Source organism: Ruania alkalisoli (assembly GCF_014960965.1).
GTDB classification, from domain to species: Bacteria; Actinomycetota; Actinomycetes; order Actinomycetales; family Beutenbergiaceae; genus Ruania; species Ruania alkalisoli.
In genome coordinates this window covers 3596828-3610744 of record NZ_CP063169.1, presented here as the reverse complement: position 1 = coordinate 3610744, position 13917 = coordinate 3596828, and the positions used below count along the sequence as shown (strand labels likewise).

The 13917-nt window shown below is 68.0% G+C and carries 12 protein-coding genes; all 12 read left to right on the top strand.

Annotated elements, in window-relative coordinates; translation table 11 throughout:
- The first annotated feature begins 72 nt into the window (after positions 1-72).
- The 12 genes from IM660_RS16085 (at position 73) to IM660_RS16030 (ending at position 13901) form a co-directional block, all read left to right on the top strand.
- Entirely contained in the window at positions 73-2109 is a 2037-nt protein-coding gene (locus IM660_RS16085) for a bifunctional aldolase/short-chain dehydrogenase (RefSeq protein WP_193496818.1), read from the top strand.
- Positions 2109-3656, top strand: a complete 1548-nt coding sequence (locus IM660_RS16080; RefSeq protein ID WP_193496817.1) for a rhamnulokinase — start codon at positions 2109-2111, stop codon at positions 3654-3656. Before IM660_RS16085 ends, IM660_RS16080 begins: the two co-directional genes overlap by 1 nt.
- Before the next feature lie 197 nt (positions 3657-3853).
- A complete protein-coding gene (locus IM660_RS16075; RefSeq protein WP_246464991.1) occupies positions 3854-5437 on the top strand; it encodes a molybdopterin-dependent oxidoreductase in 1584 nt (527 codons plus the stop codon).
- A 101-nt stretch (positions 5438-5538) separates the two neighbouring features.
- Positions 5539-6177 carry a fasciclin domain-containing protein gene (locus IM660_RS16070; RefSeq protein WP_193496815.1) on the top strand — a complete coding sequence of 213 codons (639 nt, stop codon included), beginning with the start codon at positions 5539-5541 and terminating at the stop codon, positions 6175-6177.
- 32 nt (positions 6178-6209) lie between these two features.
- Positions 6210-6815 carry an ECF RNA polymerase sigma factor SigK gene (gene sigK / locus IM660_RS16065; RefSeq protein ID WP_193496814.1) on the top strand — a complete coding sequence of 202 codons (606 nt, stop codon included), beginning with the start codon at positions 6210-6212 and terminating at the stop codon, positions 6813-6815.
- Positions 6812-7645, top strand: coding sequence for an anti-sigma factor (locus tag IM660_RS16060; RefSeq protein ID WP_193499463.1), 834 nt, complete (start codon positions 6812-6814; stop codon positions 7643-7645). Before sigK ends, IM660_RS16060 begins: the two co-directional genes overlap by 4 nt.
- 319 nt (positions 7646-7964) lie before the next feature.
- Positions 7965-9296, top strand: a complete 1332-nt coding sequence (locus IM660_RS16055) for an ABC transporter substrate-binding protein (protein ID WP_193496813.1) — start codon at positions 7965-7967, stop codon at positions 9294-9296.
- Positions 9297-9563: 267 nt separating this feature from the next.
- Positions 9564-10412, top strand: a complete 849-nt coding sequence (locus IM660_RS16050; RefSeq protein WP_246465338.1) for a carbohydrate ABC transporter permease — start codon at positions 9564-9566, stop codon at positions 10410-10412.
- Positions 10409-11350: a carbohydrate ABC transporter permease gene (locus tag IM660_RS16045; RefSeq protein ID WP_425503845.1), complete on the top strand. Its 942-nt coding sequence runs from the start codon at positions 10409-10411 to the stop codon at positions 11348-11350. The genes IM660_RS16050 and IM660_RS16045 overlap by 4 nt, the downstream gene beginning before the upstream one ends.
- Complete coding sequence (locus IM660_RS16040; RefSeq protein ID WP_193496811.1) at positions 11347-11970, top strand: hypothetical protein; 624 nt, start codon at positions 11347-11349, stop codon at positions 11968-11970. Before IM660_RS16045 ends, IM660_RS16040 begins: the two co-directional genes overlap by 4 nt.
- Before the next feature lie 238 nt (positions 11971-12208).
- Positions 12209-13534: a Gfo/Idh/MocA family protein gene (locus tag IM660_RS16035; RefSeq protein WP_193496810.1), complete on the top strand. Its 1326-nt coding sequence runs from the start codon at positions 12209-12211 to the stop codon at positions 13532-13534.
- Between the two features lie 7 nt (positions 13535-13541).
- Positions 13542-13901, top strand: a complete 360-nt coding sequence (locus IM660_RS16030; RefSeq protein ID WP_193496809.1) for an L-rhamnose mutarotase — start codon at positions 13542-13544, stop codon at positions 13899-13901.
- The last annotated feature ends 16 nt before the right edge of the window (positions 13902-13917 follow it).

Genomic DNA, 13917 nt, shown 5'->3' with positions numbered 1-13917 from the left:
CACATCGACGTGCAATTCCAGGCCGCCCCTCTTGCACACAGACAGCACACCTCTGACAGGAAAGCCATCGTCATGACGAACCCGGCAGTGACCGACCTCATCACCCGATCCAACCGACTCGGCGCCGACCCGAGAAACACCAACTACGCCGGCGGCAACACCTCCGCCAAGGGCTCCGAGACCGACCCCGTGACCGGCGAGCAGATCGAACTGTGCTGGGTGAAGGGGTCCGGCGGGGACCTCGGCACCCTGAAGGAGTCGGGCCTGGCCGTGCTCCGCCTGGACCGGCTGCGCTCGCTCGTCGACGTCTATCCCGGCCTGGACCGCGAGGACGAGATGGTCGCTGCCTTCGACTACTGCCTGCACGGCAAGGGCGGCGCAGCGCCGAGTATCGACACCGCCATGCACGCCCTGGTGGACGCCCCGCACGTCGATCACCTGCACCCCGACTCCGGCATCGCGATCGCAACCGCAGCCGACGGTGAGGCCCTCACCTCGACCATCTTCGGTGACCGGGTGGTCTGGGTGCCGTGGCGCCGCCCCGGCTTCCAGCTGGGTCTCGACATTGCCGCCATCAAGGCGGAGAACCCTCAGGCCATCGGCTGCGTCCTCGGTGGCCACGGCATCACCGCCTGGGGTGACACGTCCGAGGAGGCCGAGGCCAACTCGCTGGAGATCATCCGGACCGCCGAGGCCTACATCGCAGAGAACGGCAAGGCTGACCCGTTCGGCGCGGTCCGTCCCGGCTACGAGGCGCTCCCCGAGGCCGAGCGCCGCGCGAAGGCTGCCGCGCTCGCCCCGACCATCCGGGGTATCGCGAGCACCGACGCCCCGCAGATCGGTCACTTCACTGACGCAGGCGTCGTGCTGGACTTCCTCGCCAGTGAGAAGCTCGCCCCGCTGGCCGAGCTCGGCACGTCGTGCCCGGACCACTTCCTGCGCACCAAGGTCAAGCCGCTCGTGGTGGACCTGCCCGCGGACGCCCCGGTCGAGGACGTGGTGGCCAGGCTCGAAGAGCTGCACGAGGCGTACCGCGCCGACTACGCCTCGTATTACGACCGCCACGCTACTGCGGACTCACCCGCCATGCGCGGTGCGGACCCGGCCATCGTGCTCGTCCCCGGCGTCGGGATGTTCTCCTTCGGCAAGAACAAGCAGACCGCGCGGGTGGCGGGGGAGTTCTACGTCAACGCCATCAACGTGATGCGCGGCGCCGAGGCCCTCTCCACCTACGCCCCGATCGAGGAGTCGGAGAAGTTCCGGATCGAGTACTGGGCACTCGAGGAGGCCAAGCTCCAGCGGATGCCCAAGCCGAAGGCCCTGGCCACCCGCGTCGCTCTGGTGACCGGTGCGGCTTCCGGGATCGGTAAGGCCATCGCCACGCGACTGGCTGCAGAGGGTGCGTGCGTCGTCATCGCCGACCTCAACCTGGAAGCGGCCCAGGAGGTGGCCGACGAGCTCGGTGGCCCCGACGTCGCTGCGGCTGTCGCGTGCGACGTGACCGACGAGGGGCAGGTCAGCGCGCTCATCGACGCTGCGGCGCTGGCATTCGGTGGTGTGGACCTCGTGGTCAACAACGCCGGTCTGTCCATCTCCAAGCCGCTACTGGAAACCTCCGTCAAGGACTGGGACCTCCAGCACGATGTGATGGCGCGCGGCTCCTTCCTGGTGGCCCGCGAGGCAGCCCGGGCGCTGATCGCCCAGAAGCTCGGTGGCGACATCGTCTACATCGCCTCCAAGAACTCCCTGTTCGCCGGCCCGAACAACATCGCCTACTCGGCCACCAAGGCCGACCAGGCCCACCAGGTGCGCCTGCTCGCGGCCGAGCTCGGTGAGCACGGTGTGCGCGTGAACGGCATCAACCCAGACGGCGTGGTCCGTGGCTCCGGGATTTTCGCCGGCGGGTGGGGCGCCAAGCGAGCGGCCGTCTACGGCGTCAAGGAAGAGGAACTGGGCCAGTACTACGCCCAGCGCACGCTGCTCAAGCGTGAGGTGCTCCCCGAGCACGTCGCCGCCGCGGTCTTCGCCCTCACCGGCGGCGACCTCAGCCAGACCACCGGTCTGCACATCCCGGTCGATTCCGGGGTGGCGGCCGCGTTCCTGCGCTGATGGCGGGGCAGGTCGCAGCCTTCGCCGCCGTCGACCTGGGCGCCACCTCCGGGCGGGTCATCCGCGCGGAGGTGGCGGCCGGCGCCGCCGAGGTCCTTCCCGGGCCCAATAATCGGCCCCGAAGCGCTTCCGGGGCCGAAAGTTCGGCCCCTGGGGTGGCCGGGACCTCCGACGGCGTGGTGTTGCGTGAGGTAGCGAGGTTTCCCAACGCAGCCACGGCGGATGACGGCGGAACGTTGCGTTGGCACCTCACCGCCCTCTTTGAGGAGGTGCTCGAGGGACTTCGGGCGGCCGGTGGGGCAGGGCCGCTCGATGGCATCGGGATCGACACGTGGGCGGTCGACTACGGTCTGCTGGACGCCGACGGTCAGCTCCTCGCAGAGCCGGTCGCCTACCGCGACTCGCGCACCGAGGCCGTGATCGATGACGTCCACGCGAGGGTTCCGCCGTCGGACCTGTACGTCATCTCGGGGATGCAGCACCTGCCCTTCAACACGATCTACCAGCTGGCCGCCGAGCAGCGGGGTCCGTGGTGGGGCCGTGCCGAGCAGGCGCTGTTGCTCCCGGATCTCCTCGCCTACTGGCTCACCGGCGCGCGGGTGAGCGAGTACACGAACGCCTCCAGCACAGCGCTGCTGGACCAGCGCACCGGGCAGTGGTCGGGTGAGTTGATGGATCGGCTCGCGATCCCGGCGGGCCTGTTCCCTCCGGTCGTCCAGCCGGGAGAGCAGATCGGGGTGCTGAGTGAGGAGATCCAGCGCCGCACCGGCCTGGGACCGGTGCCGGTGTACGCGGTCGGATCGCATGACACCGCCTCAGCGGTGGCCTCCGTCCCGGCGACGGGCAGCGATTTCGCCTACATCTCCTCCGGCACCTGGTCGCTCGTCGGCGTCGAGCTCGACGCGCCGGTACTCACCGAGGCCAGCCGTGAGGCCAACTTCACCAACGAGCGCGGCGTCGACGGCACGGTCCGGTACCTGCGCAACGTGATGGGTTTGTGGGTGCTGTCCGAATCTCAGCGGGTCTGGGACGAGCGTGGGGAAGGTATCCCGATTGGGCCGCTGCTGCAGGCGGCAGCCGAGGAAGCGCCGCGCCGTACGATCATCGACGTCGACCACCCGGACTTCCTGCCGCCCGGTGACATGCCTGCGCGGCTGGCCGAGCACGCCACTGCGACCGGGCAGCCCGTGCCCGAGACACCCGCACAGGTGGCGCGATGCGTCGTCGATTCCCTCGCGGTGGCCTACCGGAAGGCCATCGAGGACGCTCAACGCCTCTCCGGGCAGCGTGTGTCGGTGATCCACGTGGTCGGTGGTGGGTCGAAGAACGAACTGCTGTGCCAGGCCACAGCGGATGCGACCGGTCTGCCGGTGATCGCCGGCCCTGAGGAGGGCACGGCACTCGGGAACGTGCTGGTGCAGGCGCGTGCTGCCGGAGTGCTCGCCGGCGACCTCACCGCCCTGCGCGCCGTCGGAGCCGGCGGGCTCGAGCTGCGCCGCTACGAACCGGATGCCTCCGAGCGCGAGGGGTGGGCCGCCGTCGGCTGAGTGACTCTTTCCACAGCGCTCGGCGTGAGACAAGGCATGGGTTGGCGCGGCGGTGCGGCAATCCGGATCGAAGCCCACTCCGAATACCAGGCATGCCTGGTTCCCACCGCGCCGCCCGTCCGCCCCGATGGCTCCACGCGCTCTCCGGGGTCGTGGCGGCAGCGGCGGGACTAGGTGTCGGTCACACCGTCGCGGCAGTGACCTCGCCCGCAAGTTCGCCCCTGCTGGCGGTGGGAAGCGTCGCGATCGACGCCGCACCGACCCCGGTCAAGGAGTTCGCCGTCCAGACCTTCGGCAACGCCGACAAGCCCGTCCTACTCGCGGGGATGGCGGTGGTGCTGGTGTTGATCACGGCCGGCCTGGGCCTGCTGGCCTACCGGCGCCGATGGATCGCCGTGGCAGGGCTGGTGGCGCTCGCCGCGATCGCCGGGGCCGCCGCGTTGACCAGGACCCCCGACCCGACCGCCGTCGTGCCCGCCCTCGTCACCGGAGTGATCGCCGTGGCCGGCCTGCTGTGGGTACGGGCCGGCGTACTAGGGAGTACCGGCACTCAGAGCAGCACAGCGACGGGCACAGCGACAGGCACAGCGACGGGCACAGTGCCCGGGCCTGGCGCGGGCGTAACCCGCGCGGGCGAGAGGCCGGCAGCGGAGCGGGATGCGGCGCCGGCACGTGAGTCTGCGCTGGATGGTCCTCGCGTGCGCAGCGGCCAGTTCGTGCCGACGCGCCGCGGGGTACTCATCGGCGGCCCCGCCGCGCTCGCGGTGGCGGGCGCCGCAGGTGGCACGCTGCTGGGACGACGTCGCGATGACGGTGCGATCGGGCGTGACCAGGCGCTGCCGGAACCGAGCGACCCTGCCCCGCCGCTCCCCGAGGATGTCCAGCTGGAACTGCCGGGAATCACCCCCTTCCGGACTCCTTCGCCCGACTTCTACCGCGTGGACATCGCCCTGAGTACACCCCGGATCGATGTCGACACCTGGTCGCTGCCGATCGGCGGTCTCGTCGACGAGCCGATCACCTTGCGATACGAGGACATCCTGGACATGGCGCTGGTGGAACGCTGGATCACCCTGACCTGCGTCTCCAACCCGGTCGGCGGTCCCTATGTGAGCACGGGCCGGTGGCTCGGGGTTCCGCTGCTCGATCTCTTCGAGCAGGTCGGCGTCCAGCCTGGAGCCGATCAGATCTTCACCGAGAGCGCCGACGGTCTCACCATGAGCATCCCACTGGACGCCGCAACCGACGGTCGTGACGCGATGCTCGTGGTGGGGCTCAACGGTGAGCAGCTCCCGGTCGAACGAGGTTTCCCGGCCCGGCTGATCGTTCCCGGCCTGTTCGGCTTCGTCTCGGCCGCGAAGTGGATCACCCGTATGGACCTGTCCACCTACGACCGTGACATCGCCTACTGGACCGAGCGCGATTGGGCGACAGACGCGCCGGTGCTGACTCAGAGCCGCATCGACGTGCCGGGTCCGTTGCAGCGAGTGCCTGCCGGCACCGTGACGATGGCCGGCATCGCCTGGGCGCAGCACCGTGGAATCCGTTCGGTCGAGGTACGGATCGATGACGGCGACTGGCAGCAGGCCGAGCTCGCGGCCGATGGCGGTGCGGATCTATGGCGTCAGTGGCGCTTCGACTGGACCAGCAACGGCTCCGGCCGTCACGACGTGCAGGTCCGGGCGACCGACGGCAGGGGAGAGGCACAACCACAGGAACGCACCACCCCCTTCCCCGACGGCGCCCGTGGGTGGCACTCGATCGCCTTCGTCGTGGAGTAGACGGTGCGACCAATCCATCCAGCCGACCGCATCGAATCAGAGATGTCCGCACTGCACCTCACGACTGGTTCGGCCAGTCGCCTGATACAAGGAGTACGACCATGAAGATCCGCACCTACGCACCGGCGCTCACGCTGGCTGCCGCGCTCACCCTGGCCTCCTGCTCCGGCGGTGAGGCTGACGAGACCGCTGATGCGCCCGAGACCTCGGACCCCACCACCTCGGAGGAGATGACCGAGGAACCGATGGATGAGATGGGCGCTCAGTTCGGCCCCGTCTGTGCCGATATCCCCGACGACGGCCCCGGCAGTTTCGACGGCATGGCTCAGGATCCGGTAGCGACCGCCGCCAGCAACAACCCGGCCTTGTCGACCCTGGTCGACCTCGTCGGTCTGGCCGAACTTGGTGACACCCTGAACGGTGCTGAGGACATCACGGTGTTCGCCCCTGCCAATGCGGCGTTCGAGGCATTGCCGGCTGAGACGGTCCAGGCAGTTCAGGATGACCCGAGCGGGTTGCTCACCGAGGTGCTGACGTACCACGTGGTGCCGCAGACGCTCACCCCGGAGGACCTGGCTGGAACGTTCGAGACCCTGAACGGAGCAGAGCTGACGGTCGAGGGCTCCGGTGAGGACTTCACGGTCGGTGCCGAGGGCGCCGCGGTGGTCTGCGGTAACGTGCAGACGGCCAACGCGACCGTCTACATCATCGACGGCGTGCTGCTCCCGCCGTCGGAGTGAGTCCGACCTGACGTTCGGATAGCGCGATCATGATGAGAGCTAACGACCGGGTGCCGGAGGGGAAGAACCCCTCCGGCACTGCCGGACTCGACGGCGCTGGGCTCGCGGACCTTCTCCAGCGCAGTTCCCGCGGCGATTCGGAAGCCTTTGCCCAGCTCTATGATGCGACGTCGGCGCGTGTGTACGGCGTGGTGGTGCGCGTGGTCCGAGACCCATCCCAAGCCGCCGAGGTGACCCAGGACTGCTACCTGCAGTACTGGGAGCAAGCCGCTCGGTACGACCCGTCCAAGGGGTCGGTGCAGGCGTGGATGACGACGATCGCTCACCGACGTGCCGTGGACCGGGTGCGCTCGGCCCAGGCGGCACAAGACCGGCACGTCCTGTACGAGGCGCGGCAGGCACGTCACAGTGATGATGTCTCGGAGGTGGTGGTCAACAGATTCGAGGCAGACCGGGTGCGCCGGGCGTTGCGCACGCTGACCGCGACCCAGCGTGAGGCGATCGAGTTCGCGTACTTCGGCGGCTACACCCACGTCGAGGTGGCTGGAATCCTGAACATCCCGCTCGGGACGGCCAAGACGCGGCTGCGAGACGGGTTGATACGACTACGAGACTTCTTCGGAGGGGAGGAACGATGACGGACGACGCCTCCATCCACGCATTGACAGGCGCCTATGTGCTTGATGCGCTGGACGAGACCGAACGAGCTGCCTTCGAGGAGCACCTGGCCGACTGTGCGGTGTGCCGTGACGAGGTCGCCTCGTTGCGCGGCGCGACTGAGCGGTTGGCGCACATCAGTGCCGTCGATCCGCCCCCCGAGTTGCGTGAGCAGATCCTCGCCGGGATCGAACGGATCCGTCCCCTCCCCCCGATCGCGGCTGAGGTTGCACAGCCTCCGGAAGCCGACCCTGACATCCCACGCATCAGCGAGTCCTCGCCTGAGGGGACCGACGAGCTCGCGTTTCGCCGCCGTCGCAGGGATCGCAACGGTGCCGCGCGTGCCTGGCGGCTTGTGGCCGCTGTCGCGTGCCTCGTGGCCGTGGTCGCCGTGGGTTGGGGAGTGGGAGCACGGCCGGACCAGGAGTTCCCGAGGCAGGTGGCGCCCATCGAGACGAGCTCCGATGATGCCCGGCTGCTGCAGATCCTTCACGCCAGTGACCTTGAGGTGGTGACGGCGGGCGGTGCTGAGGGGCCGGAGGCGGCGCTGTTCGTCTCGCGTGAGAACGGTGCGGCTGCCGTGACCTTCCGGGGCCTGCCCGCGATCGGCCAGGATCAGGACTTCCAGGCGTGGACGCTCGTGGACGGCGTGCCGACCAGTGCCGGCGTGATGGCTGCCGCTGACGGTGCGGCCACCATGATCATGGATGCGGCCGCGCTCAGCACCGACGCCATGGCGGTCTCTGTCGAGCCGGCCGGGGGTTCGGATCAACCCACGGGCGAGATCGTGGCGCAGATGCCGATGCCGTGATCGGCATCGAGGGTGCCGGTGGAGTTCACCTCCGCCGGCACCCTCTTCTCTGCCTCCACTGGTGGATCGATACACGAACTCGTTGACGTCTCACGGATCCCCGGGGTCGTCATGTTCGCGCGGCCGACCTGGTCGAGTGAATAGTTTCATTGCACAACGATTCGACGCCCAGTCGTTGTGATCAGATCGTGATGATTACAGGCGGACTGCGCTTTCCGAAGGGGTTGCGCTGGGTCGGGTGCCATGTCATTCTTTGTAACGATTCACGACGGGCCGCCACGGACGGCGCAGCCCAGACTCCGAGCAGAGAGGCTCCCTCATGAACTCACCAAGGAATCGTTTCGCGAAGCGACTGTCCGGCGTGGCCGCCGTGGCCGCGACCGGATCTCTCGTCCTCGCCGCGTGCTCCGGCGGTTCCGACACGGCCGGCGGCGAGCCCGGCAGTGGCGGGACGGTCGACCCCGAGCAGGAGATCACACTCACCGTGACCTGGTGGGGCAACGACGACCGGGCCGAACGCTACGAGGCGGCGATCGACCTGTTCGAGGAGGAGTATCCGAACATCACCGTGCAGCCGGCCTTCCAGGCCTGGCCCGACTACTGGACCGCACGTGCGACCGAGGCGGCGGGCCAGTCGCTCCCGGACGTGTTTCAGATGGATCTGTCTTACATCAGCGAGTTCGGTTCGCGTGGGCAGCTGCTCGACCTCACCCCCTACATCGGCGGCGAGCTCGACATGAGTGAGATGTCTGACTCCCTCCTGGCCTCCGGTCAGCTCGGCGGCGAACAGTTGGGCATCCCGCAGAGCACCAATACGCTGGCGCTCTTCTATCACCCGGCCATCGTCGAAGAGCTCGGTCTTGAGCCGCCGAGCGCGGACCAGACCTGGGAAGAGTACGTGCAGTGGGCCGCTGAAGCCGCCGACGCGGGAGCAGGCGAAGACCCGGCCCTGTACGGCACCGGCGACTTCACCGGTGTGCTGTGGCTGTTCGTCCAGCACCTGGTCCAGGAGGGCCAGGACGTCTTCACCGACGAGGGCGACATCGCGTTCACCGAACAGGACGTCATCGACTGGCTCAACCTGGCCGCCCCACTGCGCGAGAACGGTCAGTTGTTCCCGGCCGAGCGCACCACCCAGCTGGACCCGCTCGGCGGGTTCACCGCGAACGAAGTCGCCACCGAGTTCTCGTGGGACAACTTCCTCGCCGGCTACCTGGCTGACTCCGGTGCGGAGTCCATCGAGATGCTGCCCCTGCCGGTCGGATCCAGCGGTGAGCGCGGGATGTTCTTCAAGCCGTCGATGCTGCTCTCGGCGGGTGCGAACACCCAGAACCCGGAAGCCGCTGCTGCGTTCATCGACTTCATCACCAACGACGCCGAGGTCGGTGCGATCTTCGGCACCTCCCGTGGTGTGCCCGCGACCGAGACCGCTCGTTCGCAGCTCGAGGCCGAGGGTGTGGACGCCCAGGTGATCGGCTACGAGGAGGAGTGGGCCGGCGAGATCACCGAGTCCACGCCGGTGCTACCTGAGGGCTTCGGCTCGATCGAGGCCGAGTGGCTGCGACTGGCGGAGGAGCTCGGTTACGGCAACATCACCGTCGAGGACTTCGCCTCCCAGTGGTTCGCCGAGGCCGAGATCGCCCTGGGCTGACCTGTTCCGGCCGCGACGGCGCACGGTGAGCTGACTCACCCTGATCCACCGGCCCGCCTGCTGTGCCCGCTCCGTCCCCTGGGCGGGGAGGGCACAGCGGCGGTGCGGAGCCGGTCCCGTCTGATGCGGCCGCAGGCCCGTCCATCTGCGCGATCCCTTGAGAGGAATGACGTGACCACTACGACGAACCGCCCGGCAGATGCCGTGGAGGAGCGGCCCTCGCTCCGGCGGGCGCGGCTGCGGGAGTCGCTTTCCGGCTATGCCTTCATGGCGCCATGGCTGGCCGGCTTCTTCGCGCTGACCGTCGGCCCGATGATCGCCTCGCTGTACCTGTCATTCACCGACTATGACCTCTTCGGCGCCCCTGAGTTCATCGGTGCAGAGAACTACACACGGATATTCGCAGACCCGCAGTTCCTCCAGTCGGTGAAGGTCACCGCGACCTATGTGTTGCTCGGAACCCCGATCAAGCTGGCCGCGGCGCTCGGTGTGGCGATGCTGCTCAACGCCAAGCGCAAGGGCCTGGGCTTCTATCGCTCCGCCTTCTACGCCCCCTCGCTCGTCGCCGCGTCGGTCTCGATCGCGATCGTGTGGAAGGCCATGTTCATCGACGATGGCGTGGTCGACCGCAGCCTGCGGATCTTCGGGATCGAGCTCGGCGGCTGGGTCGGCAACCAGAACATGACCATGCCGATGTTCATCCTGCTGGCCGTCTGGGCCTTCGGTGGTCCGATGGTGATCTTCCTGGCCGGTCTGAAGCAGGTGCCCGCCGAGTTGTACGAGGCCGCGGACGTGGACGGGGCCGGGCGGATCCGCAAGTTCCGCAACATCACCCTGCCGATGCTCAGCCCGGTCATCTTCTTCAACCTGCTGATGGAGACCATCGGGTCATTCCAGGTGTTCAACTCGGCCTTCATCATCTCCGGCGGGACCGGTGGCCCGGCAGGCTCGACCCTCTTCTACACGCTGTACCTGTACATCCGTGGCTTCGGTGACTTCCGGATGGGCTACGCCTCGGCCATGGCCTGGTTGCTGGTGATCGCCGTCGGGCTCGTCACCATCCTGCTGTTCCGCAGCTCCAAGTCGTGGGTGCACTACCAGGGAGACGCACGATGACCATCACCCACGTGAGCGGCGGGTCCAGCGCCGAGGGTGCACCGCTGCAGGCGGCGATGCCCACCCGCAACGACAGTCACCGCCTGCGGCGCGATGCACAACGACGTAGCCGGTTGGGAAGCGCTGCCTACCACCTCGGGATGATCGTGGTCTGCGCCATCGTGCTCTACCCGGCCGCATGGATGTTCATGAGCTCGCTCAAACCCTCGAGCGAGATCATCGGAAATGTGAACTTGATCCCGGAGAACGGATCCCTGGACAACTTCGCGACCGCATTGTCGGGGATCGCCGGGATCTCGTTCTGGACGTTCTTCCTCAACTCGCTGATCATCGCCGTGTTCTCGGTGGTCGGCGTGGTGGTCTCCTCCGCGGTGGCGGCCTACGCCTTCGCCCGGATCGAGTATCGCGGGAAGAAGGTGTGGTTCGCGCTGATGGTGGCCACGATGCTGCTGCCCTTCCACGTGACGATCATCCCGCAGTACATCCTGTTCCAGAACCTGGGGCTCATCAACAACTTCGGTTCCTTGCTGATCCCGAAGTTCCTCGCCACGGAGGCCTTCTTCGTCTTCCTGATGATCCAGTTCTTGCGCGGTATCCCGCGTGAGCTGGACGAGGCGGCCCGGATCGACGGTGCCGGGCATGTGCGGGTGTTCTCCTCGATCATCCTGCCGCTGCTACGGCCGGCGATGATCACTGCAGCGATCTTCACCTTCATCGCCTCCTGGAATGACTTCCTGGGCCCCTTGCTCTACCTCAAGCGGCCCGATCTGTACACCCTGCCGGTGGCTTTGCGGTTGTTTGTGGACCAGACCACCACCTCCGACTACGGTGCACAGGTGGCGATGGCCGTGCTGGCGCTGATCCCGGTCATGATCTTCTTCTTCGTGTTCCAGCGCTACCTCATCGACGGTGTGGCCACACAAGGTCTGAAGGGATGAGCATTCTGGCAGCGGCACGTGCGGAGCGGGGCGGCGGAAACGATCCGGCGCCGCGCCCGCCTGCCCTGCCGCTGTTCGCCGAGGTCATGTCCACCGCCGTGGTGGTGCTGGTGCTGTGCATTCCGGTACTGACGGCGCCTGCTGCTCTGGCGGCGGGCGTCACCCATCTGCGGCGTCACCTCGACGGACGTTCGGATCGGGTGCGCGAACTGCTGGCGGATTTCGTAGGGCATCTGCGCGGTTCGTGGCTGATTGCCGCGGGATCGCTGCTGCTGGCTGCAGTACTGGTGCTGAATCTGGATATCGCCCGCTTCACCGCCCTCCCCGGGGCTGAGGTGATCCGTGTCGTCTCGATCGCCGGGCTCGTCGCGGTGGTGCTGGTGCTGCTGCGCACGATCGAGGTGCGCGGGTTCGAGCCGGCGGGCAGCTGGCGCACGGCCATCTCCGACGGTGCGAGGCTGGTTGCGGCCGACCCGATCGGGTCGGTGCTACTACTGACCGCCGTCGGGCTGTGCGTGACCATCGTGTGGATGTACACGCTGCTGGTGATCCTCGCCCCTGGGTTGCTCACCTTCGCGATCGTCGGCGTCGCCTCCCGGCGCGGTCGCCCCGACTTCTGACTCCCGGGCGCTGGGGCCCGGGTGGTTCGGGCACGGTTGACCGAGCTGACACAGATGCGTGGAGTGGTGCGGGGACATGCTGCCCCGCATGTGTCAGTACCGGTCGGTTCGGTCACCGCGACGTCCCCACTCGTGCTGAGCATCGACTTCCTCTGCACTGAGAAACCGGTCTCTCGGCTATCCTGTGACGCAGCGGTGCGCCGCCGCCCGCGACCTACGACCCCTGGAGAAGTCCACGATGACCACCCGCCGTCGCTACGCCGTCGCCGGCACTGGCTCCCGAGCCGGCATGTATCTCAACGCCCTCACCCAGGACTACGCGCACGTCGGTGAGGTGGTGGCGCTGTGCGAACCGAACCCCGCCCGGGCCGACTACTACGGCACTGGTCTCAGCCTCGACGTCCCGCGCTACGAGCCGGCCGACCTGGAGCGAATGATCACCGAGCAGCGCGTCGATCGCGTGGTCGTGACCAGCCCCGACCATTCCCACGCCGATGTGGTGGCCCGCGCCATGCGCGCCGGAGCCGACGTCGTGGTGGAGAAGCCGCTGACCACCACCGCCGACGGGGTGCGCACCATCACCGAGGCGATGCGCGAGACCGGGCGCGATCTGGTGATGACCTTCAACTACCGCTACTCGCCACGCAACTCCGAGCTGCGCCGCGTGATCGCCGACGGTGAGATCGGCCAGGTACTCTCCGTGCACTTCGAGTGGGCGCTCGACACCGTGCATGGTGCCGACTACTTCCGCCGCTGGCACCGCGACAAGGCCAACTCCGGTGGCCTCCTGGTGCACAAGTCCTCGCACCACTTCGACCTCGTCAACTGGTGGGTCGGTGCAGCGCCCGCGCGGGTGTACGCCACCGGTGGGCTGAAGTTCTACGGTCCCGACGGCGCAGGTGCGGCAGGTGCAGGTGCGCGGCCTGCGAAGGGGAGGGACGCCGTCGCGGGGGATCCGTGGGCGATCGACCTCGCCGCCGACCCGAAGCTGAAGGTGATGTACCTCGATGCTGAGATACACGACGGCTACGTACGTGACCAGGACGTCTTCGCCCCGGGGATCACGATCGAGGACAACCTCGGCCTGACCGTGGACTACACCTCTGGTGCGTTCCTGACCTACTCCTTGAACGCGCACGCCCCGTGGGAGGGGTACCGGGTCACGGTGAATGGGTCCGAGGGGCGGGCCGAGCTCGAGGTGATCGAGCGCGGATTCGTGGCCAAGGCCTCGGTGGTGGATCCCTCGGCCACGCCCGAGGGCGTCGAGGAGGATCGCGTGCGGCCGCAAGGGGAGAAGCTGGTGGTGCAGCGCCACTGGGAGGCCGCGCGGGAGGTTCCGATCCCCGAGGGCATCGGTGGTCACGGCGGCGGTGACGCGATCCTGCTGCGGGACATCTTCGAACCCGGCACCCAGGATGACCCGCTCGGCCGTGCATCCGGGGTGCTCGACGGGGTGCGGGCGGTGAGTACCGGGATCGCCGGTAACGTGTCACTGGCCGAGGGGCGTGCGGTCACGGTCGACGAGCTCGCACTCGGTGTGGATCTGACCGCGACGACGCTCTAGGAGCGCCATGCCCCGCTACTGCTTCATCAATCGGGTCCGGCCCGACCGGCTGGACGAGTACACCGAGGCGCACGCCGCCGTCTGGCCGGAGATGCTGGAGGCACTGCGCGACTCGGGCTGGCGCAACTACCAGCTGTATCTGGCCCCGGACGGGTTGCTGGTCGGGCACTTCGAGGCCGACGACTACGAGGCCGCACAGGCCGCGATGGGTCGCACGGCAGTGAACGAACGCTGGCAGTCGAACATGGAGAGGTTTTTCGTCAATCCGGGCAACCCGGACGAAGGGTTCGAGCTGCTGCCGGAGATCTTCAGCCTGGAGGATCAGCTGGCGGCGGCGGGTCTGCCGACGGGGCCGGAACAGAACTGACGGGCTGTGGCGTATC